Below are 23,675 nucleotides of genomic sequence, written 5' to 3'. Positions count from 1 at the left end.
CCCCCGGCCCCGGCCCGGCCTGGGGCGCGCCGCACGGCGGCGGCCACCACTACGGCCACCACCGGCAGCGCAGCTGGGTGGGCATGCTCTTCTCGAGCTGATCTGACCTGGTCTGACCTGGTCTGACCGGTGAGGGCCACGCACCCGGCGGGTGCGCGGCCCTCACGTCTGGCCGGCCAGCCCTCAGCCGGGGAACAGGTCTCAGCCCGGGAAGTCGTCCGGGTCCACGGGCGCGGTGCGGGCGTTGCCGCCGGAGATGGCGTGCAGCGTGATCCGCCAGTCGTGCCAGCGGATCTGCGTGGCGGTGAAGGTCGTCTTGAACGTCACCGACTTCTGGAATCGCTCGAAGCTGCACTCGCGGGTGAACGCCTTGCCCTTGCCGTCCCAGTCCACGCCGTGGGTGAAGAAGATCTTGTAGTTGCCGTCACGCACGCCCCGGACCTTGAACTTCGCCTTCTTGCGCACGTACACGCTGAACGCCTTGCTGCTCCCCCGCATGACGGTGACCACGGCGTCGCGCGAGGCGCCGTTGTCGATCTCCAGTGAGCTGCGGCCGTTGAGCGCGCTGCCCCTGCGGACGAACGAGCCGTTGCTCAACCGCCTGGTCTGCTTGCGCCCGGCCTTCACGTCCACGATGTCCGCCGGGTAGTCGCCGGCGCTCTGCAGGGCCTCGCCGGCCTCGTCCAGGGCGGCCAGCTTGTCGTCGAGGTCGATGAGCACGGCCGAGGACGTGCACAGGTCCCTGGCGCCGACCTTGCCCTCCGTGTCCCCCAGTTCGGTGGCGAAGTCCCGCAGGCTGGTCACGTACGCGTCGTGCTGGGCGCGTACGGCGTCGGGCGGGGCGAGCGCGGCCAGCGCCTCGGCGGCCCCGCTCAGCGCCTCCTCGGCCCGGGTCACCCGCTGGTCCAGCGCCTTGACCCCACGCGCGCCCGTCAGGCCGCTGATCGCGGCGGTCATGGACTTGTGCCTGCTGTCGAGCTCCGCCTTGTACGCCTCGGGTGTGAGCGCCGGCCGGCTCGGGCTGCCGGTGGGCGTGCCGCCACCGTTGAGCCCGGCGCCGCCCTGCCCGCCGGCGACGCCGCTGACCCTCGGTTCGCCACCTTCCGGTGTCTGCACGGAAGGAGAACACGCGCTGAGCGTGAGTGTCGCTAAAGCCAGAACGCACGAGATCAACCGGGGTGAAGCCACCTGCCACACTATCGCCCGGTTGCTCCCTACCCGTCAATCACGATTCCGTGAGGCCCTCCTCCCTGTCCTGCCGCAGCCGGCGGGTGATGCCGATCGTCTCCAGGAACGGCATGTCGTGGCTGGCCACGATGAGCGCGCCCCGGTACGCGGACAGCGCCTGCGCCAGCTGGCGGACGCTCGGCATGTCCAGGTTGTTGGTCGGCTCGTCCAGGAGGAGCAACTGCGGGGGCGGCTCGGCCGACAGGAGCGCGGCGAGGGTGGCGCGGAAACGTTCGCCGCCTGACAGCGTGCCGACAGCCTGGTTGACGCGCTCACCCCTGAACAGGAAGCGCGCCAGGCGGGCGCGTACCTCGTTGACGGAGGCGGACGGCGCCACGGAGCGGGCGTTGTCCATGATGCTCAGCGTGTCGTCGAGCAGGTCGAGCCGCTGCGGCAGGTAGCCGACAGGCACGTGGGCGGCGCCGTGCTCGAGGATCCGCCTGAGCAGGGTCGTCTTGCCGGAGCCGTTCGGCCCGAACAGCGCGATCCGCTCGGGCCCGCGGATGACCAGCCTCTCCAGCACGATCGCCCGCGCCTCCGGCTCGTCCTCGGGACCGGCCGCGCCGGGAGTGGAGTCCGGCGACGCAGGCTGGCGGGCCGGGGTTGGGGGGAGCGGGAGGGTGAGGACCGTGCGGCCGGCCGGGACCTCGGTGCCCGGCAGCTGGATGCGGATCTCCGCGTCGCCGCGGACGGCCTGCTCGGCCTCACTCAGCCGCTCCCGGGCCTCCTCCAGCTTCTCCCCGTGCAGAGCGCGCTGCTTGCCCGCGGTCACCTGGGCCTTCCGCTTGAGCCCGTTCGCGACGATCTTCGGCGCCTTGTTGTTGGCTGCCGCCTTCTTGCCGGCCCGGATGTTCCTGTCGATCCTGATCCGAGCCTCGACCAGCTCACGCTGCTGCCGCCGCACCTCTCCCTCGGCGGTCCGCACGGTACGCAGCGCGGCCTCCTGCTCGGCCGCGACCTGCTCCTCGTAGTCGGCGAGGTTGCCGCCGTACATGCGCACGACGCCCTCGCGCAGCTCGGCGACCTGGTCGACGAGCTCGAGCAGGGTACGGTCGTGGCTGACCACCACCAGCACGCCCGTCCAGGCGGACACGGCGGCGTAGAGCCGCTCGCGGGCGTCGAGGTCGAGGTTGTTGGTGGGCTCGTCGAGCAGCAGCACGTCGGGCCGCCTCAGCAGCTGGGCGGCGAGCGCGACCATGATGGTCTCGCCGCCGGACAGCGTGCCGACGGTGCGGTCCAGCCCGATGCCGGCCAGGCCGAGCCGGTCGAGCTCGGCCCGCGCTCGCTCCTCGACGTCCCAGTCGTCCCCGATCGCGGTGAAGTGCTCTTCGGCGACGTCGCCGCTCTCGATGGCGTGCAGCGCGGCCCGTTTCCCGCTGATCTCCAGCAGGTCGGAGACGGTACGGGCGGCCGCGAGCGGCACGTTCTGCGGCAGGTATCCCACGAGGCCGGACACGGACACCGACCCGGACCGCGGGACCAGCTCCCGAGCGATGATCTTCAACAGGGTCGACTTGCCCGACCCGTTGACCCCGATGAGCCCGGTCCGGCCGGCCGGGAAGGCGGCGTCGAGCCCGTCGAGGACCTTGGTGCCGTCCGGCCAGCCGAAGGAGACGTGGTCGACGACAATAGAAAAAGACATAAAGGCGGCTCCCATCACAAAACCCGAAATTTCGTGACTTGGCGGGAAACACCGCAGATGCGCGCAACGCACAAGGACTCGTGAAGTCCACGACAGAGGCCGAAGAGGTCGCCAGAGGTCCAGGTGTGCGCGCAATGCCCACGACAGGGCGGAACGGCGCGGTGCCCGCAACCTCAGATCCTCAAAACAACTGCCCTCACGGGTCGGGGATAAGACGCTCACCAGCGTATGCGACACCCGATCATCCGGCAACCTGGCGTGCCCGGTGCGCCGCCACGTTGACCCGGTTCGCGCAGGCCGGCGAGCAGAACCGACGCCGCCCGTTACGCGAGGTGTCGACGTAGACGATCTCGCACCCTTCCCGGTCGCACCGCCCCAGCCTGCCGCCGCCCGCGAACGACATGCACATGGCCAGCCCGCCGGCGGTGGTGTCCTTGGCCCTGGACACGATGTCGGCGTCCGGCGAGTAGAAGTGCAGGTGGGGTTCCCGGCCGTCGTGGGCGCTGACGTACGGCTTCGACGCCGTGACGTCGAGCAGGTCGTTGATCAGCTTGATCTGGACGTCCTGGTCGGCCTCGCCGAACACCGGATCGAGCAGACGCGCCCACGCCCGCAGCTCCGCGGCCTGCTCGGCCGTGACGGCGGCGCGCAGGAGCCGGTGCTCGGTCAGCATCGCCTCGACCGCGGGCGGGCCGAAGTCGGTCGCGTTGACCAGCGCTGCCGCGAGCGCCGCCCCGTTGCCTCCGTAAGCATTGAAATGCATAAGGCCATTACAGCATGCTGGGAGCATGCACTCCGGACATCTGCACGATCCCCTCGCCCTGACCGTCACCTCTTCGCACCGCACCTCCGAGGGCGTGGTCTCCTACCTGCGCTGCGCCTGCGGCGCGTGGGAGGTGCGCACCCCCGCGACAGTCGCGACGATCCGGCCCCGCAGGTTCCCGGCCATCGACTGAGACGGTCTTGTCGTCCTAAAGTCTGGTCAACACTTTCAGGAGGCCAGGCATGTCCAGCATTCCCGCCCTGCTCCGTGACCGGATCGCGGCCACCCCAGACGCCGAGGCGTACCGAGTGCCCACCGCCGGCGGCTGGGAGTCCATTTCGTGGCGGGAGGTGGGCGAGCGGGTCCGCGGCCTGGCTCTGGGGCTGGCGAAACTGGGCGCCGGGCCAGGCCGGCGCGTGTCCATCCTCTGCTCGACCCGGCTCGAATGGATCCTCACCGACCTGGCCGTGCTCGCGACGGGCGCGGCCACGACCACGATCTACCCGTCCAACACGGCCGCCGAGTCGGCCTTCGTCATCACCGACTCCGGCAGCACGATCGTCATCGCCGAGAACGACGACCAGGTCGCCAAGCTCAGGTCCGTGCAGAAGGAGCTGCCCGACGTCACGCACGTGGTGGTCATCGACGGCTCCGCGAGCGACGACGGCTGGGTGGTCACACTCGACTCGGTACGCGCCGAGGACGGCGACTACGACGCGATGGTGGACGCCATCGCGCAGGACGACCTCGCCACGCTCATCTACACCTCCGGCACCACCGGCCGGCCCAAGGGCGTGGAGCTGACCCACGACAACTGGCTCTACACCGGCGACGCGGTGGCCAGGCTCAACCTGATCTCCCCGGACGACCTGCACTTCCTGTGGCTGCCGCTGTCGCACTCGTTCGGCAAGCTGCTCGAGGTCGTGATGATCCACATCGGGGTGCCGACGGCCATCGACGGCCGCCTCGACAAGATCGCCGAGAACCTCGGCGTGGTCAAACCGACGATCATGGCGGCCGCGCCGCGGATCTTCGAGAAGATCCACAACACGGTGACCGCCACGGTGCGGCGCGAGGGCGGCGCCAAGCTGAAGATCTTCACCTGGGCGCGCGCGACCGGCATCAGGGTCGCCAGGGCCCGCCAGGCCGGCGCCACCATCCCGCTCACCACGCGCGTCGAGTACGCCCTGGCGGACCGCCTGGTCTTCGCCAAGCTCCGCGACCGGTTCGGCGGCCGGATCCGCTACTTCATCTCCGGCGCCGCCCCGCTGTCCATGGAGATGGCGGAGTTCTTCGACGCGGCCGGCCTGACCATCCTGGAGGGCTACGGTCTCACCGAGTCGTCGGCGGGCAGCTTCCTCAACCGGCCGGAGTCGGCGAAGTTCGGCACGGTCGGCCCGCCGCTGCCGGGCACCGAGGTCCGCATCGCCGACGACGGCGAGGTCCTCATCGGCGGGCGCGGCATCATGCGCGGCTACCACGGCCTGACGCAGGAGACCTCCGAGGCGCTTGAGGACGGCTGGCTGCACACGGGCGACATCGGCGAGCTGGACGCGGAGGGGCGGCTGCACATCACCGACCGCAAGAAGGAGCTGATCAAGACCTCGGGCGGCAAGTACGTCGCGCCGACGTACCTGGAGGGCAAGATCAAGGCGGCCTGCCCGTACGTGTCGCACGTATTCGTGCACGGCGACCGGCGCAACTACGTGACGGCGCTGGTCACGCTCGACATGGACGTGGTCAAGCCGTGGGCGCAGGCCGAGTCGCTGCCGGAGGACCCGCAGGAGCTGCGCGAGCACCCGCGCATGCGCGAGGAGGTCCAGAAGGCCATCGACCACGTCAACGCGGGCGAGGCCAGCTACGCGACGGTCAAGAAGTTCTCGATCCTGGCCGACGACTTCGCCGTGGAGACCGGCGAGCTGACGCCCAGCCTCAAGATCAAGCGCAAGGCGGTCGAGGAGCGCTACGGCGAGACGCTGGACTCCTTCTACGAGGGCTGACCCGCGTAGGCGGTGAGCCACACCTCGCGGCCGTCGGCCGTGAGCGTCATCGTGGTCGGCCCGGTGGTGAGCACCGAGCCGACCCAGATGATGCGCGACTCCAGCCCGGCGCCGAAGCCGGGCTGGTTCGCGCCGGCGCACCACCGCCACCCCGGCGGGTCGGGCACTGCGGCCGTCGGGCCGGCGCAGGCCGCCACCAGCAGGACGGCTGCCGCGGCGAGAGTGCTCATGCTCGCGTGACGCCGCCCGCGCGTAGGGTTCCTGGCGTGATCTCGCATCTCCCGGTACGCCCGCGGCACTGCGACGCGCAGGCCATGATGCACGCGACGCGCTACTACGAGTACTTCGAGGACGCCTTCCTCGACTGGCTCGCCGCCAGGGGCGGCTACGACCGGCTCCGGCAGGAGGGCGCCGACCTGGTCGTCAAGGTCAGCGGCTGCGAGCACCACTCCCCCGCCCGCCTCGGCGACGTGCTGGCCGTGGAGAGCGCGCCGGCGAGGGTCGGGACGACGTCGATCACGATGACGTTCACGATGCGGCGCGCGGAGGAGGAGTTGGTGGCCGTCGGCACGATCACGTACGTGTGCGTCCGCGACGGCCGGGCGGCCCCGCTGCCCGCGATGCTCACGACACCCGCTTAATGGTCTCGCCCGGGAGTCCCTCGGGGGTTGACGGCTCTGGCTTGTCGCAGCCACTGATCAGGAGTCGGAGTCCGTGGCGCATCAGTGGCAGGCAGTCACCGTCGGCCAGCTAGGGATCATTTAGCACAAAGCAATGATATTTCAACCCATTGATCACTTTCGGCTTCTGCAGTCATGGTGGGGTAGGCCCATGATCGACAGGAGCTCGCGCATGAACAGGTACAGCCGTCGAGGATTCCTCACAGCGACGCTGGTGGCGGGCTCGGCCGCCGCAATACCGGGCTGGGCGGGGACGGGAACGGCGGCTGCCGCGAGCACCCCGTTCACCCTTGGGGTGGCGTCGGGCGATCCGACGCCCGACGGGGTCGTTTTATGGACCAGGCTGGCTCCTGAGCCGCTCGCCGTGGACGGCCGGGGCGGCATGCCAGAGCAGGCCGTACAGGTACAGTGGCAGGTCGCCGCCGATGACCGGTTCCGGCGTGTCGTTCGCGAGGGAATCAGCCTGGCCAGACCGGAGCGTGGGCACAGCGTGCACGTTGAGCTGCACGGCCTGCGTCCCGGCAGGGAGTACTTCTATCGGTTCCGCGCGGGCGGCGAGATCAGCCCGGTCGGCCGGACCAAGACCGCGCCTCCGCCGGGGGCGGACGTGAGCGCCCTGGCGTTCGCCTTCGTCTCCTGTCAGTGCTGGTACGAGGGCTTCTACACCGCCTACCGGCACCTGGCCCAGGAGGACCTGGACGTGGTCCTCCACCTCGGCGACTACATCTACGAGTACGGCGTGGGCGCCACCGGCGGGGTGCGCGGGCTCAGCCTGCCCGAGCAGTACCTGAAGGAGACCTTCACCCTGACGGAGTACCGCAACCGGCACGCCCTCTACCGGACCGACCCTGACCTGCAGGCCGCGCACGCGGCGTTCCCCTGGATGGTGACGGTCGACGACCACGACGTGGAGAACAACTGGGCCAAGGACATCTCCCAGATCGACACCGAGCCCGACCAGGACCCGCAGGTCTTCCTGCAACGGCGAGCCGCCGCCTTCCAGGCGTACTACGAGCACCTGCCGCTACGCCGCGCCTCCATGCCCGGAGGGCCTGACATGCGGCTCTATCGGCGCGCGTCCTTCGGCAGGCTGGCGACCTTCAACGTGCTCGACACCCGCCAGTATCGCGACGACCAGCCATGCGGCGACGGATTGGACGTCGGATGCGCGGACCGGCTGGACCCGAACCGGACGATGCTGGGCGCCACACAGGAGGAGTGGCTGCTCGGCGGCCTCGCGCGCTCGCGTACGACGTGGAACGTGCTGGCGCAGCAACTGCTCATGGCGCCGCTCGACCACGACGCCAGTCCCGGCGTGCAGGCCTTTGGCATGGATCTGTGGGACGGCTACGCCTCCGCCCGCGCCCGGCTGCTGTCGGGGATGGTGGAGCACAACGTGCGCAATCCGGTGGTGCTGTCCGGCGACATCCACCGCAGCCTGGCGGCTGAGCTCAGGCCCGACTTCGACGACCCGAACTCTCCGGTCATGGGCGTGGAGTTCGCCGGGACCTCGATCTCCTCCGGCAAGGACGGCGCCGACCAGGACGGGCTCGGGCAGACGTTCCTCGCCGCCAATCCGCACCTGAAGTTCCACAACGTTCAGCGTGGCTACGTGCGCGCCACGGCGACTCCGGAGACGTTGACCGTCGACTACCGGATCGTGCCCTACGTGACGCGGCCGGGGGCGCCCATCTCGACTCGTGCGTCGTTCGCGGTGGAGGCGGGCAACCCCGGCCTGCACCAGACGGCGGACAACCCGCCGATCGGCGTTCGGACCATTCCGGACGTGGCCGGCGAGCTGGACCATCTCTCCGAGCAACCGCAACGCTGACCACGTCGGGCGGGCAGGTGGAACGGCTTGCTTTCGCGGCCGCTCACCTGCCCGCGCGACTACCGTCAGCCCTGACGCCACCTGCTGCGGGTGCGTCGTACGCGTCTGCCCCTGGGCACCATAGGCAGCTCCGGCAGCCTGGCCACAGCAGCAGCCAGCCGGAGGGGACGCCACGTCCGCGAAGGCGATCTGCGCCTCTCACCGGCTGGCCCCGAGGGGAACACCTCTTCTCCGGTTAGGATTCTGGTTTGACCGGTCAAACCAGAGGAGATGGGTCATGCCCGTACTAGAGGGACGCTCCGCGTTGATCACCGGTGGCGCAGGAGACATCGGTGCCGCGATGGCCGCCGAGCTGACTCGCAGGGGAGCTCGCGTCACGCTCCTCGACGTGAAGTCGCCGGCCGAGGCCGGCCCGTGGATCGCCACCGCATCCGCGCACGGCAAGGTGGGATATGTGCAGGCCGACGTGCGCGATAGGCCGTCCCTGGACGCCGCCGTCGACGAGGTCGGACATCTCGATATCGCCATCGCCAACGCCGGCGTCGTCACATCCGCCCCGTTCCTGGAGATCTCTGTCGAGGATTGGGAACAACAGCTGGCGATCAATCTCACCGGCTGCTTCCACACGGCCCAGGCGTCCGCACGGCGCATGGTGGCCCAAGGATCTGGCGGGCGCATCGTGCTGACGGGATCCTGGGTCGGCACGGTGCCGTGGCCGGAGATCGCGGCCTACAGCGCGTCGAAGGCCGGCGTGGCGATGCTCGCCCGGTCGATGGCCAAGGAGCTGGCACCGCACGGCATCCTCGTCAACGCCCTGGCGCCGGGAATTGTGGCCGCGGGCCTGGCCAAGTGGCAGTTCGACAACGAGCCCGCCTACGCCGCGCGGGCCGCCCAGGCCATTCCGCTGGGAGTTCCGCAATCCGTCGAGCAGGTGGCCAGGGTTGCCGCGTTCCTGTGCTCGCCGGACGCCGACTACATCACCGGCACGACCCTGCTGGCCGACGGCGGCTGCTCGCTGTTCAACCAGGACTGACTAGCGCTGACGGGAGTTGGGCTCCAGGCGCAGCAGGTCGTCGCCCGGCCCGTCGAGCGCGGTCAGCACCGATTCGATGATGCCGTCGAGTGACACACCCGGTCCCATCAGCCGGGTGAGCTCGCGGCGGGCGAGCGTGTCGAGCCCCTGGTCAAGGTCTTCGCCGTAGTGGTAGTGCGCCACGGACAGGTGCCCCTCCATGGCGCGGCGAGCCCGTTCGGTGTCGCGGTCGGCGATCGCCGCGAGGATGTCGTCGTGGTATGGAGCGCCCTCTCGGACGATCGTGGGGTCGGCGAGGCTGCGCAGCATGTATTCGAAGGTGAGCCCAGCGATCGACAGGAACATCACCTCCAGCACGGAGTTGCGGGCGGCCCGCGCGATGAGGATGTGGAAGGCGATGTCGGCGCGGGCCTTCTCGACGACGTTGCCGGCCTTCTCGAAGGCGCTCAGCATCTTGCGCAGCGCGGTCAGATCGTCCTCGGTCGCGTTTCGCGCGGCCAGCACGGCGGCGTGGGTCTCCAGCATGATCCGCGCGTCGGTCACCTCGCGCGGGGTGGCGTTGCGCCGGCGGTAATAGGCCTCCAGCGGGCGGATGCTGTCGACGCTGCTCGGCTCCCGGACGAACGTGCCGCGCCCGGGAATGACCCGGACCAGCCCGCGCTCCTGCAGTTCCTTGATGACTTCACGGACGGAGGGGCGGCTGAGCCCGAAACGCTGGGCCAGCAGCCGCTCGGAAGGAAGCCGGCTGCCCGGGCTGATCTTCCCGGTGAGCAGGGCGTCCTCGAGATAGGTGGACAGCATGTCACGCGGAACGGCGTCAATCGTCACCGGTGATCCTCCCGACAGCACCCCGCGCGGTCAGACCGGATGCTATTTCCCGCCCCCGCCGGGGGCAAACTTTCCTGATCATGATAGCCGACGGTATGTCATGCGGACGGTGACGTCGTCGACCGTGGCCAGCGGGATGCGCCCGTCGGCGGGCGGCACCGTGCGGCCGTCGACGGTGATCTCGGTGGGCCGCTCCGCGGCCCCCTCGGGAAGGGGCAGGCTCAGGGAGAGCCGGTCCGGTGCCGGGTGGCTGTCGCCCTGGCGGGTGTAGCGGACGGTGACCGTGATCACGTCCGTGTGCTCGGTCGTGACGCGCAGGCTGACCGGGCCGAAGCGGGTGGTGCTGCGCTCCAGCTCGATGGTATGGCCGGCCCCGAACCACTCAGCCGGTACGGCAGGCAGCAGTTCGAGTGTGTCGTCCCGCTCGAACAGCAGCAGATGCCTGACCAGCCGCACGAATTCGGCCGAGGCCCAGTTGTGGGGCATGTCCCCCCACAACTGCCCGTTGCCGGTGGCGGTCAGCGACTGCTCCTCCCGCCATACGCGGGTGGGCGCGGCATGGTTGGCGAAGGCGTAGAGGTAGTCGACCGCCTTGTCGGCACGGCCGGCGTAGAGCCACGCGTGCGCGGCGAACGAGGCGGCGTAGGGCCAGGCGGCGCGGTAGGGCAGCCAGCCGGTCTCGGCAGGAATCCCCTGCTCGTCATCGAGTGCGTCGAACAGCTCCAGCAGGTCGGTGACCACGTGGGCGCCGGGCTCGAACACCTCGCCCGGCCAGATGGCCTGGCACAGCGCCCACGTGGCGCTGCCGGGCCGGATTCGATGCCATGCGGCCACGTCGGCCTCGACGGGACCCGCGTGGTAGTGATGCGAGCCGCTCTCCGGGTGGATCATGGGCAGGTACGCGAGTCCTTCCTCGCGGTGTCGGCGGGCGGCCTTGTCGAAGTTGGCGCGCAACTGGAGGTACTGCGCGTGAATCGCGTCGCGATCGGATGCGCGGCCGAGCATCGTCGCTCCCCTGACCGCGGCGCGTAGCCCCGCGAGCGTCCACAGCGTGGTGGTGTACTCCGCCCGTACGCCTGCCACTCCTCCGTCGGCGAACGCCGGCGGCATGAGGCCGTGCAACGGGTGGCCGATGGGCAGCGCGTCGGCCTGGCGGCGCAGGTCGGCGATGTGGTTGATGGCGCGCAGCACCACCGGCCAGTGCGAGCTGAGCGCGCCGCGCGGGTCCGCGCTGAGCTCCGACTGCCGCACCAGCGTGGCGATCGCGATCGCGGTCTCCTTGATGTGCGGTGCCATCTCCAACCCCGTGATGGAGCCGTCGGGTCTGACCCGGCGCAGGAGGACGCGCACACCGGCGTCGGCGTCGGCGGCGAAGCCGAGGTAGCGGGCCGTCTCCAGGATGAAATGGCCGTCGACGATCCACAAGCCGCGGTAGACCGTGGCGCCGACCTGCGGCACCGGCAGCCCGTCGCGGATCTCCCGCGCCTGCAGCAGGTTGCGCACGCAGGCCACCAGCAGGTCCTGCACGGCCGGATCCGGCACGGTGATCGGCAGCCGTAGCGCTGGAAGCTCGTCCCAGAAGGCGCGGGCACGGGTCAGGGCGGCCTCGGCCCAGGCCAGGTCCGCGATGGCGGGCGTCTCGGCCACGGCCGGCTGCGGCAGGACCAGTGCCCCGCCGGTACGCCCGCCTGGTCGCAGGATCTCGGGGGTGACGTCAAGGCCGGTGGCGGGGCGGAATCCGGTCGGGTGGGCGAGATGGAGCCGTTGCGGCTGGTGGACCAGGGCGACAGGGCCGAGCGGCGTGCCGTCTTGTTCGGCGGTGTCGTCCATCCAGATCGGCTGGGCAGGAGCCTGCTCGGGCGCCACCGAGTAGGCGACGTGGAACGGTGCCGTGCCACCCGTCAGCACCGCGTCGCGGTCGTGGTGGTCGATGTGCAGTCCGGTGAGCACCTCGCCGTCGTCGCCGATGTGCGTCAGCTCCCACATCACGACATCGGCGCGGAAGCCGTCGTGCTCGTGGGCGAAGGCGGTCAGCGTGAGCTCCAGCCGGGGGTAGCGCATGGTGGTGACCACGATGGGGCGTGCGGCGGACTCGGTGCGCTGGGTCACCGACACGGGCCGGTCGGCGGTCTGGGCGGAGAACTCCACGACGGTGGCGAAGTGCCAGGCCGCGAGGTGCGTCTGTGTGAAGCCGTAGAGCAGAGCGCCGTCCTCGCGGACCAGGGTCTTGTGCGGGTCGTCGGGCAGGCAGATCGCAGTCCAGCGCGAGGGGGGCGCGAACCGGAAGTCGATGGCGTGGGACACGTACGGAGCCTTCCTTCTCCTCGAAAGGGGTCAGCCCTTGACGGCGCCCTGCAGCATGCCGCGGATCACATGGCGTTGCAGGAAAAGGTAGACGAGGACGACGGGGACGGTGACGATGAGGGCCCCGGCCGACAGGCCGGCGACGTCGGTGGTGCGCTGGCCGACGAACAGGCCGAGGCCGGCGGGCGCGGTGCGGACGGCCGGATCCTGCAGCAGCACCAGCGACAGCAGGAACTCGTTCCAGCTCCAGACGAAGAACAGGACCATGAGCGTGGTGACGGCGGGCCGGGCGACAGGCAGCAAGATACGGAACAGCACGGTGAAGGAGTTGGCGCCGTCCATGCGGGCCGCCTCGATCAGCGCGCGGGGCGTGGAAAGGAAGAAGGCCCGCATCCAGAACGTGCCGAACGACACCGACAACCCGATCTCGGGCAGCATCAGGCCCAGGTAGTTGTCGGTGAGACCGAACTGGCGCAGGTCGTAGTAGAGCGGCACCACGGTGGCCTCGTACGGCATGACGATGCCGATCAGCATCACGTAGAACAGCGGGGTGCTGCCACGGAACCGCATGGTGCCGAAGGCGTACCCGGTCATCACAGACAGCACCGTCGCGACCGGAACCACCACCACCGCGACGATCATGCTCGAGGTGATGAGGTCACCGAAGGAGCCGGTGGTCCACGCCCGCGCGAAGTTGCCCCACTGCGGATCGTCTGGCCAGCTCAGGCCGGTGACCGGTGCCCCCTGGGGCTGCAGGGCGACCGAGAGGATGCTGAACAGCGGGAGCAGTACGGCAAGGGCGAACAGGCACAGGAAGGTGTAGGCGCCGAGCCGTTCGAAACGGGCGTTCACAGCTTCTCCCGCAGCAACCGGGTGATCAACAGGACCACGGTGAAGATGAGCACGGTGAGCATCACGGCGACCGCACAGGCTTCGCCCACGGCCCCCTGGCGGAAGGCCAGCTTGTAGATCTCGAAACCGGGGACGTTGGTGGCGTTGCCCGGGCCGCCACCGGTGGTGACGTAGACCAGGTCGAAGGAGCGCAGCGCGGCGATCGTGGTGAGCGTGAGCCCCACGGCCATCTCCTGCTTGAGTCCTGGCAAGGTCACCGCGAAGAACTCCCTGACCGGTCCGGCTCCGTCCACGCGGGCCGCCTCGTACAGACTGGCGTCAATCTTGCTGATGCCGGCCAGGAACAACACCATGCACAGCCCGGACATCACCCAGGTGCCGACCAGCCCGAGCGCGGGCAGCGCCCAGGTGAAGTCACCCAGCCAGGCGCGGGCCAGCCCGTCCAGGCCCACCGCGGACAGCAGCTGGTTGACGGTCCCCTCGTCGGCGTACATCCACCGCCACGCGATGCCGACCACCACCGCGGTCACCACCTGGGGCAGGAAGATCACGGTGCGGAAGAAGCCCAGCCCGCGCAGCCGGAACCGCGACAGTACCGAGGCCAGCACCAGTCCCAGGCCGATGGGCAGCGCGGCGAAGAAGAACAGGAACACCATCGAGTGGCTGAAAGCGGTGCGGACGTCGGGATCGGCCAGCTGCTCGGTGTAGTTGTCCAGCCCGGTCCAGGTGCCGAGGGTGATGCCGTCCCAGTCGTACAGCGACAGCCAGGCGGTGTGCCCCAGCGGCACCAGAACGAACAGCGCGAAGACCAGGAAACCGGGCAGGATGTACAGGTAGGCGACTCTGGAGTTGGCCCTCATATCGCCCTAGCCGTTGCCGCGTTCGTCGGCCCAGTTCTCCTGGACCGTGGAGATGAGCTCGTCCGGCGTCGTCTTACCGGCGATCAGCTGCTGGACCGCGGGGAAGAGGGTGTCGCCCATCGACGGGGTCGCCCAGTCGAGGTAGAGCGCCAGCCCGTCGTCGGCGAGAACCTGCTGCCAGGTCTCCACCAGACCCTCCTGGGCACTGCCCGCCTTGGGCTGGCCCGCGTCACGCTCGGCGACGGGCAGGTAACCGCCCTGGAAGAGCGTGGCCGCGTTCTCCGGCCGGGTCATGAAGTCGATGAAGCCGGCGGCGACGTCGGGGTACTTGGTCTTGGCGGAGATGCTGAACGGCGAGGTGGTCGCGCCCGTCGCGCGGACCGGGTCACCGGCCTTGACCGGCGGCATCGCGGTGAATCCTGCCTTGCCGTCCATGTTCTCGTCGATACGCGACCGGTTCCAGCTGCCGGAGACCATGAAGACGCCCTTGCCCTTGATGAACTTGCCGACGCCGTCGCTGTCGGAGGTGCCGTTGGCGGAGGAGTCGATGTAGCCGGACTTGGCCCATTCCGCGAGGGTCTTGGTGGCCTGCTGCACACCGGGACTGTCGAAGGTGGCGCCCTTGCGGCCGTAGACCCAGTTGAGCCCGTTCTCGAGCGGCTCGTACTGAGCGATCAGGTCGGACAGCACGTGATTGCCCGGCCAGGCCTCCAGGTTGCCGAGCTGGATCGGCGTCTCGCCCGCCGCCTTGGCCTTGGCCAGCGCGTCCTGGAAGGCGGCCAGATCCTTGAAGGGGGTGGTGATGCCGAGCTTGGCGAGCTTGTCCCGGTTGTAGTAGATGCCGACCAGGTTGCCGCCCAAGGCTATGCCGTACAGCTCGCCGGTGCCGAAGGTCTTGCCGTCCTTGGAGAACCGGGCCTGGTCGAGCAGGCCAGGCTTGAACCGCTCGCTCCAGCCGTACAGCTTGGCGTACTCATCCAGCGGCCGGAGCAGGCCCGCCTGGACCAGCGGGCCCTGCATCGTCTGCGCCTGGCCGGCCTGGGCGATGTCGGGCGCCGATTCCGAGGACATCTGCAGCTTGATGTTCTTGCCGTAGTCGGCGAAGGCCGTGTACGTCGGTTTGATCGTGATGTTGGGGTGAAGCTGCTGATACTTGGCGGCCAGCTGCTCGATCGCCTTTCCCTGGCCGCCTTCCTCGAAGTGGCTCAGTGTCAACGTGACCGGCTCGGTCGGTAGCGCACTGGACACGGCCTTGCCCGCGTCGGGGGCTTCGGTGGGTGCGGCACCAGGGGCGCAGGCCGTCACGGTGGCGGCTATGAGGGCCAGGCCGGCGATCGTACGTGTCGTCAACGTCATCGCAGACTCCTTTGCGGGCTTACCGGTCAGACCACCATCTAGGTAAACGGGAGGTTTCGTCAACCATGCCGGACATCATCCAGGAGTTGCGGTCAGACCAGTCTGGCCGATAAGAAGGCATGCATGAGCATCGAAGGCATCGAGACACTCGTCGTCGAGGAACTGCCCAACCTGCTGCTGGTTCAGGTGCACCTCGATTCGGGAATCGTCGGGCTGGGCGAGACCTACTACGGGGCCGCCGCGGTCGAGGCGCACCTCCACGAGGCTCTGGCGCCCGCCCTGGTCGGGCGCGCCATGCCGCGGGACGCGGACGAGCTGCGGGCGCTGCTGACGGAGCTGGAGGGCTATGTCGGCTACCTGGGCAGCGGCGCCGAGGTCCGCGCGCTGTCGGCCATTGACCTGGCACTGTGGGATGCGATGGGCCAGGAGGCCGGCCTGCCCCTGACCGAACTGCTCGGCGGCCGGGTCAGGAGCGACGTGCAGATCTACAACACCTGCGCGGGCCCGCACTACATGCGCCACCCCAGCGGCCAGAAGTCGGCCAACTGGGGGGTGGCCGGCGAAGGACGCCACGAGGACCTCTACGGCTTCCTCCACCACGCCGACCGACTGGCCGAGGATCTCCTGTCCGAGGGGGTGTCGGCCATGAAGATCTGGCCCTTCGACGTCTACGCCGAACGTTCGGCGGGACGCGAGATCAGCCGGGCCGACCTCGATGCCGGACTCGGCCCCCTGCGCAAGGTGCGCGACGCCGTCGGTGATCGCATGCGCCTCCTCGTGGAGCTGCACGGCTTGTGGGAGCCTTCCGTGGCGCGGGTCATTCTGGAGGCGCTCGCGGAGTTCGATCCCCTGTGGGTCGAGGACCCGATACGGCCGGATCGCTACGCCGAGCTCGGCGACCTGCGAGCGACCAGCCCGGTTCCGATCGCCGCCGGTGAGACGCTGGGTGGCCGCACGGCCGTGGCCCCTCTGCTCGATCGGCGCGGGGTGGACGTCCTCATCGCCGACCTCGGCTGGTGCGGCGGGATCAGCGAGGTCCTGGCTCTGGCCGAGCGCACGCTCGCGGCCGAAGTGCCCCTCGCGCTGCACGACTGCAGCGGGCCCGTGGTGCTGGGCGCCTCGGCGCACCTGGCCGTCCACCTGCCGCACGTGTTCATCCAGGAGACCACCAGGGCCTACTACTCCAGCTGGTATCCGCAGCTTGTCACCGGCCTGCCGGACATCTCCGCCGGTCGGCTGAGCCCGGGAACGGCCCCCGGCCACGGAGTCCGGCTCCGCCCCGACCTCGACCAGAGCGCCACTGTACGCCGCCGCGTAACCGGCGCCACCCATCCCCTCCCGGTAGCCCGATAACCAGCGCTCGCGTGGCCCCTCGGAAGGCGCCTGGAGGTCGGAGCGATCGGCACGATCACGTACGTGTGCGTCCGCGACGGCCGGGCGGCCCCGCTGCCCGCGATGCTCACAACACCCGCTTAGCCCCCGGCAGCAGGCGCACCAGATACGCGATCCACCAGCACAGCGGTAGCGCGAGCACCAGCATGACGGCGAACTTGACGACCGCGATCGCCTCCAGCCAGCGCAGCGACCAGCCGAGGCCGACCAGCACGAGCGGGTGGATGACGTACACGGTGTAGGCGTGGTCGGACAGGAACCGGGCGCGCGGCCCCTGCCGATTGAACCGCTCCCTGAACCACACCGTCAGCCCGATGATCATGCCGACCGCGAAGACGGACTCCCACAGGGCCATCAGCGCCGACTCCAGTGGCCCGCCGGTCAGGGTCCCTCCGCCGGCCGCGAGCATCACCGGCATCAGCACCACGGTGGCCCCACCGGCCGCGACGAAGCCCAGCACCGAGGCCCGCTCGGGCAGCGTCTCGAACCAGCCGCGCCTGAAGGCCACGCAGCCGAGCATGAACATGGCGGCGTACTGCGGCAGGAAGTACGGAGTGGGCAGCCCGACCACCGGCCAGTGGGCGCCGGTCGGCACCGGGATCCGCCACAAGAAGGTGAGGGCGGCCAGCCCCAGCGTGAACAGCACGATCCAGGTGAGCTTGAGCGGTGCCGGGCGCTGGTCGAGCGGCGCGCGCAACCTCCGCCACGCCGCGTACGCCAGCGCGAAGACGATCAGCACCTCGGCGAACCACATGGGCCCCGGACTCCACGAGGCGAAGTAGTACTGCCAGTACGGCATGCCGTCGCGCCCGCCGAAGGTGATCAGCGGCCGCAGCAGGACGGCGAAGACCAGCAGCGGGATGCCCAGCCGCACCAGCCGGTCGCGCAGGAACGCGCGGGCGCCCTTGCGGTCGTGGGAGCCGGGCGTGAAGAAGCCGGAGATGAGGAAGAAGAACCCCATGAAGTAGGCCTGGTTGATCACGGCCAGGAGATCGAGCAGGAGCCCCGACGGGTCCTTGGCGGGCTCGAGGTAGTACCAGACCGGAATGTTGCCGTAGGTGATGGCGACGTGGTGGGCGACGACCAGCACGGTCAATAAGATCCGCAGGTTGTCCACCGCGTGGAGCCTGGTACGGGTCTCCGTTGTCATGTCACGCATGCCCTTTCGAGGAGGTCGGCCAACTCGCGCGCGTGCGCGTCCAGGTCGTGGCCGGGGTGAGCCATCCAGTAGGCGAACATGGTGTCGACGGCGGAGGAGTGGGTGACGGCCATGACCCGCACGTCGAAGTCCCTGAACTCCCCGCTCTCCTGCCCGAGGCGGTAGATGCCTTCCAGGGCGAGATACGTCGGCTCGCTCGCCTTGATCCCGTAACGGAGCTTGCCGTCGGCGGTCCGGAGGTTGGTGAAGATCTCGCCCAGCGCCTTGAGCTGGGTGCGGTGGCCGCGCATGTGCTCGGCGACGGACAGGACGTGTGTCCTGAGCAACTCGGTGGCCGACTGCAGGCCCTGCATCTTCGTCAGCACGTGCTCGGCGATGGCGCCGTAGGTCCGCTCGACCACCTCGACCATCAGCTCCTCCTTGCCGGCGAAGTGGTAGGAGATGACGCCCTTGCTGATGTCCGCGTGCGCGGCGATCCGCGCCAGCGACGCCTGGGCGAACCCCACCTCGGCGATCACCTCGATGGCGGACGCCACGATCTGGGCACGCCTGGCCTCCTCGATGAACGATCGACTCTTCTGGCCACTCGACTCAATTTCTGACCGCACGGCCAAAATCTAGCACGTACGGCTAGACAACGCGTGAGCGGACGGATCTGAAGCGAATCAGAAGCGGAGCCAGCCGACCCGCCCGTGCCAGGCGCCGCCGGCCGCCAGGTGGTCGGCGATCACCCGTTCCAGGCGCGTGCGGCGGGGCAGCGCGGCCGGGTCGGCGGCGTCGGCGCCGAACACGAACGACAACATCTCGGAGTCGTCGAGCCTGTGCAGGAGCTGGAAGCGCCGCTGGAAGGCCACGATGTTGGAGTCGGCGGGCAGGTAGCGGGCGAGCTGGTCGTCGAGCAGCCACGACGCGCACCCCATGACGAAGAGGCGCTCCTGCGGGAAGTGCCGGGGGAAGAACGTCCTGGCCCGCGCGAACGACGCGTCGCAGGCCTCGGGCGACAGCGGCCCGTGGAAGTCAGGGATGTGCACGCCCAGCGCCGGGTCGCCGGGCCCGCACGGCAGCCCGGCCGCGCGCACCGCCGCCCCCGTCCGCGAGCCCAGCCTGCCCCTGTTGAACTGGAGGCGCCCCAGCTCGAAGAGCAGACCCCTGGCGTGCAGCATGAACCACTGGGGCGCGTGCAGGCCGCCGATGCCGTGCCGCTTGCGGTGCACGGCCATGTTGCGGCCCAGATCGGCGAACGTCGCCCAGGACACCTCCTCGGGGACGCCCAGCTCGCGGTGGTACCGCCGGGTGTGCGGCAGGGTGGCGAGGTAGACGTACACGTAGAAGTACGGGCCCAGCTCGGGCAGCGGCTGGAACGGCGGCGGGTCGTCCAGGCTGCCCATGGTGGACGCCAGCGAGTGCGCGCACCGCTCGGCCAGCCACCACTGGGGGCTGCCCGGCTCCGGGCGGGCGGCGATGACGGCGTTGACGTCCTCGTGCGGGACGGTGAGCCTGAGCAGCTCCGACGGCAGATCGTCGGGGAAGGCGAGGTCGAAGCCGCCCAGGGATTCGAGGTGCGCGAGCCAGTCCGGGTGGTCGCGCAGGAGGGTATTGACGTCCATCGAGATCAGCTTAGCCGGGCCGCGTAGACCGCCCTGGCCTGCTCCAGCAGGGAGACGTGGTCGCCGAACTGGTACGGGCCGGCCAGCCGGCCGTGCTGCTTGATCAGGTCCTCCAGCAGGTGCAGCCATTCCAGACACCACAGCACGTCCTCCCGCCTGGCCACCTGCCTGCCGTCCACGTCCACGTAGACGGGGCTGGTCAGGGCGTACCCGGTGGTCGTCATGGTGCGCGGGTGCGGGTGGCACAGGACCTCGGCCACGATGTACGTCGGCGCGTCCACCTCGATGTCGGCCTTCACGGTGAGGGGCTCGTCCCCGCCCGGCAGCCGCTCCGCACCGGCGCGTACGCCGTCGGCGGTGCGGATGCGCACCGCAGCCACCTCGGGCCCGATGGCGGCGGCGCTGACGGTGACGCGATCGCCGGCACGGGCACGGATGACGTGGCCGGGGCCATGGCCGTTCACCGACAACTCCAGCCAGGGGCCGGTGGTGGCGAACGTCCGGCCCGCGCGCACGGCCACGGCGAACGCCCGGGCGGTCAGCGGCCCCTCGAGCTGGGCGTAGACGCGGGCCCAGCCGGGCGGGTTCGACTGGTTGTCCGAGCGGGTGAAGGAGATCATCGCGTCCGTGCCGGCGGTCACGGCGAGCCGGTTGCCCGCGCCGATCAGCCGCCGGTACACCGCGGCCGTGGCCGGGATCGAGGCGTGCGTGAGCACGTCGAGGCTGTCCACCAGCCCGAGCGCGGCGTCGGCGACCAGCTCGCGGGCCGCGCAGTTACGCGGCACCGGCGAGACCACCCCCTTGGGCGGGGCGCCGTCGGCGATCGGCGTGCGGAAGGGGTGGCTGTAGCCGACCAGCGCCCCGAGCCCGCGCAGCTCCCGCAGGCCGTCGGCGTTGGGCGGCCAGTCGGCGTCGCCGTCGAACCCGGTGTGGAAGCGCAGGGGCGCGGCGCGGGGCGCGAAGGCGTAGATGTGGCCGAGCAGGTCGTTGCGGTACTCGACGCCCATCCTGGCGATGTGGGTGGCGTCCGACCAGGGCAGGTCCTCGCCGGTCCAGTGGTCGAGCGCCTCGCGGTCGTAGACGCGCCGGCCCGAGACGTTGCCGGCCAGCAGGTTGAGCACGTGCAGGTCCTCGCCGTGCTGGGCGGCGGCCGCGTCGGCGGGCACCCCGACGTGGTCGCCGGCCCAGTTGAGGTGGACGTGCATGTCGGCGCCGTACCAGTTGCGGGCGGCCGCGTCGTAGATGCGCTCAGGGGTCAGCCTGATCAGGTGCTCCAGGCCCGGGTCGGGGGTGAGGTCCAGGCTCGCCTCGCCGTACTCCATGCCCCTGGCGACGGTGATCGTCAGCGGTAGGGCGGGGACCTCGACGAGGAGGTCGTCACCGTGGAAGTACGGGCGGCCGTGGTAGTCGTACCGGTTGGGGGTGTCGGCCGGGAACCAGCCGCTGCCATCGGCGTCCCTGACGCTCCACCGGCACGGCATCCCGGCCACCAGGCGGAGCCGGGCCGCCTGGGTGAGCCGCAGCAGCGGGTCCAGGCGCACGCGGGCGCCGTCGACGACGATCGTGCTGTCGTGATCCACCTCGACCAGCCAGGCGCCGCGCGGGCCCAGCAGGCGCTCGGTGTCGTCCACGCTGACCAGGCAGGGCTCGTCCCGGCTGGAGTCGATGAGCAGCGGGATACGCTCCTCGCCCCGCCCAGGCAGGGGCGGGGCGACCCGCTGAACGGGCACCCGGCTCCGGCGCCGAGCTCCGGCCGGCTGCAACGGGACCAGGACCGTCCGCGGCGTCCCTTCGAGGGTGTGCCCGTCCGCGCGGACGCGCAGGGCGACCAGGTGTCCCGGCAGCACACCGTCGAGGGTGTCACGCAGCACCCGGTCGTAGTCGGCCTCGGACAGGCGGGCGCCGACGTGGTCGGCGGGCTCGCCGGGGTACCGCTCGGCCACCGACTTGAAGACGAGCTTCCAGAACCGGTCGAACAGCGCGGGCGGCAACACCTTGCGCCTGGCGAAGAACTTCACGTAGTGGATCTCCGGCTCGCCCCAGGTGATGCCGTGCTCACCCAGCAACCGGCCGTACTCCTCCAGCGCCCCCGCCACCTTTTCCGGCAGCATCGGTTCCGCACTCATACGCGCGCCTCTCCAACGTCGGTTGCGCGACATCGTGGCATGGGTCACAGAGCTGCCCCGGCGCGGTGGGAGCGGTTATTCCACCCCTGAGGGAAGTCTCTTCACCCGGGGGTGATCTCGGCCTAGCTGGAGCACCCGATCAGGGGCGCTTGAAGGCGGACAGCAGGCGGTCGGCTGCGAGCGACGGGGTCAGCTCGCCCGCCAGGACCTCGCGTTCGACCTCCTCCCTGATCGCCGCCACCTCGGGGTCGTTGCGCAGCTCGGACAGGAGCCGCTCGCGTACGAGGGTCCAGGTCCAGCCGACCTGCTGGGCGCGGCGCTTGGCGGCCAGGTCGAGCGACTCCCGGTGGGCCTGCACCTGCCGCCACAACCGCTCCAGGCCGTCGCCGGTGAGGCCGCTGCAGGTGAGCACCGGCGGCGGGGTGGAGTCCGAGCGGAGCATGCGCAGCGCGCCGGCCAGCTCGCGCGCGGCCTTCCTGGCCGGCAGCTCGTGCTCGCCGTCGGCCTTGTTGACGGCGACCACGTCGGCCAGCTCCAGCACGCCCTTCTTGATGCCCTGGAGCTGGTCGCCGGTGCGAGCCAGGGTGAGCAGCAGGAATGTGTCCACCATGTCGGCCACCGCGGTCTCCGACTGCCCGACGCCGACGGTCTCGACCAGGATGACGTCGAAGCCGGCCGCCTCGACCACGACCATGGCCTCCCTGGTCGCCTTGGTGACGCCGCCGAGGGTGCCCGAGGTGGGCGAGGGGCGGATGAAGGCGGCCGGGTCGGCCGCCAGGCGGGCCATGCGGGTCTTGTCGCCCAGGATGCTGCCGCCCGTTCTGCTGGAGGACGGGTCCACGGCCAGCACGGCGACCTTGTGGCCCTGCCTGGTCAGGAGCGTGCCAAGGGAGTCGATGAAGGTGGACTTGCCCACGCCGGGCACCCCGGAGACGCCGACCCGGCACGCGTGGCCGGTGAGCGGGGTGAGCTCGATGAGCAGGCGCTGGGCCAGGGCCATGTGGTCGGGTCTGGTCGACTCGACCAGGGTGATCGCGCGGGCGATCCACGTACGCGAGCCTGCCCGTACGCCCCCGGCGTAGTCCTCCAGCGCGTGCACCCGGCTTACCCCTTTCTTCTGTTTGATCAGCCTAACTTCTGACAAGTCTTGACATTTGCCAGTAGGGTGCTGGAGTTCTCTTCTCAGCCGTCACAGGAGTCACTCCCCTCATGCCCAACGTCGAACCACTGCGCGACGGCGACCCGGCGGCTGTGGGGCCTTACCGGCTGGTCGGACGGCTCGGCGCGGGCGGCCATGGTGTCGTCTACCTCGGCCAGGCGCGCAACGGTACCCCGGTCGCCGTCAAGGTGCTGCGTGAGGGGCTGGCCGGGAATGATCGCCTGGCGGCGGCGATCGCGGCCGCGCGCAAGGTCGAGCCGTTCTGCCTCGCGCGGGTGCTCGACGGGTCGGCCTCCGGGCGGCCGTACGTGGTCTCCGAGTACGTGGAGGGGCGCTCGCTGCAGGAGGCGGGGCCGCTCGGCGGGCCGGAGCTGCAGCGGCTCGCCGTGGCGACCGCGACCGCGCTGGACGCCGTCCACCAGGCCGGTGTGCTGCACCTGGATGTCAAGCCCGCGAACGTGCTGCTCGGGCCGGAGGGGGCGCGGGTCGTCGACTTCGGCATCGCCGGGGCGTTCGGGCCGGGGGTGAGCGCGACCGGCAACATCGTGGGGACGCCCGCCTACATGGCGCCGGAGCAACTGGCGGGGAAGGCGTCGGGGGCGCCGGCGGATGTGTTCGGGTGGGCGTCAGTGGTGGTGTTCGCCGCCACGGGGGTGCCGCCGTTCGGCGACGACTCGCTGCCCGCGGTCATCAACCGGATCCTGCGTGACGAGCCGCGGATCGGTGACCTGAGGCGGCCGTTACGAGACGTCGTGGCCGCCTGCCTGGCCAAGGATCCCGCCGCGCGGCCCGCGATGCGTGACGTCCTGCTGCGGCTGATCGGCGGCGGACGCCCGGACCGGCCGCGCCGCCACCC

21 protein-coding genes are annotated in these 23,675 nt (G+C 70.3%); 7 read left to right on the top strand and 14 right to left on the bottom strand.

Features of this window, described 5'->3' with window-relative positions:
* Positions 1-201: 201 nt before the first annotated feature.
* The 3 genes from ETD86_RS36280 to ETD86_RS36270 all read right to left on the bottom strand — a co-directional run bounded on the left by ETD86_RS36280 (position 202) and on the right by ETD86_RS36270 (position 3,632).
* On the bottom strand, positions 202-1,116 hold the full coding sequence (locus ETD86_RS36280; protein WP_138671167.1) for a hypothetical protein: 915 nt from the start codon (positions 1,114-1,116) through the stop codon (positions 202-204).
* Positions 1,117-1,225: 109 nt separating this feature from the next.
* Positions 1,226-2,869 carry an ABC-F family ATP-binding cassette domain-containing protein gene (locus ETD86_RS36275; RefSeq protein ID WP_138671166.1) on the bottom strand — a complete coding sequence of 548 codons (1,644 nt, stop codon included), beginning with the start codon at positions 2,867-2,869 and terminating at the stop codon, positions 1,226-1,228.
* A 241-nt stretch (positions 2,870-3,110) separates the two neighbouring features.
* On the bottom strand, positions 3,111-3,632 hold the full coding sequence (locus ETD86_RS36270; protein ID WP_138671165.1) for a CGNR zinc finger domain-containing protein: 522 nt from the start codon (positions 3,630-3,632) through the stop codon (positions 3,111-3,113).
* A 25-nt stretch (positions 3,633-3,657) separates the two neighbouring features.
* On the opposite strand from ETD86_RS36270, the gene ETD86_RS55755 reads away from it, so the two are divergent.
* Both ETD86_RS55755 and ETD86_RS36265 read left to right on the top strand, forming a co-directional pair.
* Entirely contained in the window at positions 3,658-3,825 is a 168-nt protein-coding gene (locus tag ETD86_RS55755) for a hypothetical protein (protein WP_170223451.1), read from the top strand.
* A 49-nt stretch (positions 3,826-3,874) separates the two neighbouring features.
* On the top strand, positions 3,875-5,632 hold the full coding sequence (locus ETD86_RS36265; RefSeq protein ID WP_138671164.1) for an AMP-dependent synthetase/ligase: 1,758 nt from the start codon (positions 3,875-3,877) through the stop codon (positions 5,630-5,632).
* On the opposite strand, the gene ETD86_RS36260 is transcribed toward ETD86_RS36265, so the two are convergent.
* Positions 5,620-5,862 (bottom strand): hypothetical protein, encoded by a 243-nt coding sequence (locus ETD86_RS36260; RefSeq protein ID WP_138671163.1) that lies wholly within the window; start codon positions 5,860-5,862, stop codon positions 5,620-5,622. The two genes, ETD86_RS36265 and ETD86_RS36260, sit on opposite strands and share 13 nt — an antisense overlap.
* A gap of 36 nt (positions 5,863-5,898) precedes the next feature.
* Between ETD86_RS36260 and ETD86_RS36255 the strand changes: the two genes are divergently transcribed.
* From ETD86_RS36255 to ETD86_RS36245, 3 genes are all read left to right on the top strand, one after another.
* Positions 5,899-6,273, top strand: coding sequence for an acyl-CoA thioesterase (locus tag ETD86_RS36255; RefSeq protein WP_138671162.1), 375 nt, complete (start codon positions 5,899-5,901; stop codon positions 6,271-6,273).
* Between the two features lie 211 nt (positions 6,274-6,484).
* On the top strand, positions 6,485-8,143 hold the full coding sequence (locus tag ETD86_RS36250; protein WP_138671161.1) for an alkaline phosphatase D family protein: 1,659 nt from the start codon (positions 6,485-6,487) through the stop codon (positions 8,141-8,143).
* 277 nt (positions 8,144-8,420) lie between these two features.
* Positions 8,421-9,176, top strand: coding sequence for an SDR family NAD(P)-dependent oxidoreductase (locus tag ETD86_RS36245; protein ID WP_138671160.1), 756 nt, complete (start codon positions 8,421-8,423; stop codon positions 9,174-9,176).
* Here ETD86_RS36245 and ETD86_RS36240 read toward each other — a convergent pair whose 3' ends face one another.
* From ETD86_RS36240 to ETD86_RS36220, 5 genes are all read right to left on the bottom strand, one after another.
* A complete protein-coding gene (locus tag ETD86_RS36240; protein WP_138671159.1) occupies positions 9,177-10,004 on the bottom strand; it encodes a FadR/GntR family transcriptional regulator in 828 nt (275 codons plus the stop codon). It lies immediately after the preceding gene.
* A gap of 78 nt (positions 10,005-10,082) precedes the next feature.
* On the bottom strand, positions 10,083-12,308 hold the full coding sequence (locus ETD86_RS36235; RefSeq protein ID WP_138671158.1) for a hypothetical protein: 2,226 nt from the start codon (positions 12,306-12,308) through the stop codon (positions 10,083-10,085).
* A 30-nt stretch (positions 12,309-12,338) separates the two neighbouring features.
* On the bottom strand, positions 12,339-13,160 hold the full coding sequence (locus ETD86_RS36230) for a carbohydrate ABC transporter permease (protein ID WP_138671157.1): 822 nt from the start codon (positions 13,158-13,160) through the stop codon (positions 12,339-12,341).
* The gene (locus ETD86_RS36225; RefSeq protein WP_138671156.1) at positions 13,157-14,020 is read right to left on the bottom strand and encodes a carbohydrate ABC transporter permease; all 864 of its coding nucleotides are present in this window, start codon (positions 14,018-14,020) and stop codon (positions 13,157-13,159) included. The genes ETD86_RS36230 and ETD86_RS36225 overlap by 4 nt, the downstream gene beginning before the upstream one ends.
* A gap of 6 nt (positions 14,021-14,026) precedes the next feature.
* Complete coding sequence (locus ETD86_RS36220) at positions 14,027-15,376, bottom strand: ABC transporter substrate-binding protein (RefSeq protein WP_138671155.1); 1,350 nt, start codon at positions 15,374-15,376, stop codon at positions 14,027-14,029.
* Positions 15,377-15,499: 123 nt separating this feature from the next.
* On the opposite strand from ETD86_RS36220, the gene ETD86_RS36215 reads away from it, so the two are divergent.
* Entirely contained in the window at positions 15,500-16,729 is a 1,230-nt protein-coding gene (locus ETD86_RS36215; protein WP_138671154.1) for a mandelate racemase/muconate lactonizing enzyme family protein, read from the top strand.
* A gap of 106 nt (positions 16,730-16,835) precedes the next feature.
* Here ETD86_RS36215 and ETD86_RS36210 read toward each other — a convergent pair whose 3' ends face one another.
* From ETD86_RS36210 to meaB, 5 genes are all read right to left on the bottom strand, one after another.
* Positions 16,836-17,918, bottom strand: a complete 1,083-nt coding sequence (locus tag ETD86_RS36210; protein WP_246148728.1) for an acyltransferase family protein — start codon at positions 17,916-17,918, stop codon at positions 16,836-16,838.
* Positions 17,915-18,535 carry a TetR/AcrR family transcriptional regulator gene (locus ETD86_RS36205; protein WP_138671152.1) on the bottom strand — a complete coding sequence of 207 codons (621 nt, stop codon included), beginning with the start codon at positions 18,533-18,535 and terminating at the stop codon, positions 17,915-17,917. The genes ETD86_RS36210 and ETD86_RS36205 overlap by 4 nt, the downstream gene beginning before the upstream one ends.
* 57 nt (positions 18,536-18,592) lie before the next feature.
* Positions 18,593-19,534 carry an acyltransferase domain-containing protein gene (locus ETD86_RS36200; RefSeq protein WP_170223450.1) on the bottom strand — a complete coding sequence of 314 codons (942 nt, stop codon included), beginning with the start codon at positions 19,532-19,534 and terminating at the stop codon, positions 18,593-18,595.
* Between the two features lie 5 nt (positions 19,535-19,539).
* Positions 19,540-21,660 carry a CehA/McbA family metallohydrolase gene (locus tag ETD86_RS36195; protein ID WP_138671151.1) on the bottom strand — a complete coding sequence of 707 codons (2,121 nt, stop codon included), beginning with the start codon at positions 21,658-21,660 and terminating at the stop codon, positions 19,540-19,542.
* A 139-nt stretch (positions 21,661-21,799) separates the two neighbouring features.
* The gene (gene meaB, locus ETD86_RS36190; RefSeq protein ID WP_138671150.1) at positions 21,800-22,759 is read right to left on the bottom strand and encodes a methylmalonyl Co-A mutase-associated GTPase MeaB; all 960 of its coding nucleotides are present in this window, start codon (positions 22,757-22,759) and stop codon (positions 21,800-21,802) included.
* 110 nt (positions 22,760-22,869) lie between these two features.
* Between meaB and ETD86_RS36185 the strand changes: the two genes are divergently transcribed.
* The coding region (locus ETD86_RS36185) for a serine/threonine-protein kinase (RefSeq protein ID WP_138671149.1) at positions 22,870-23,675 on the top strand (806 nt) is incomplete at its 3' end.

The sequence above is a fragment of the Nonomuraea turkmeniaca genome, from assembly GCF_005889735.1.
GTDB lineage: Bacteria > Actinomycetota > Actinomycetes > Streptosporangiales > Streptosporangiaceae > Nonomuraea > Nonomuraea turkmeniaca.
Note: the sequence above shows the minus strand (reverse complement) of the source record. Positions and strands in the feature narration are given on the sequence as shown.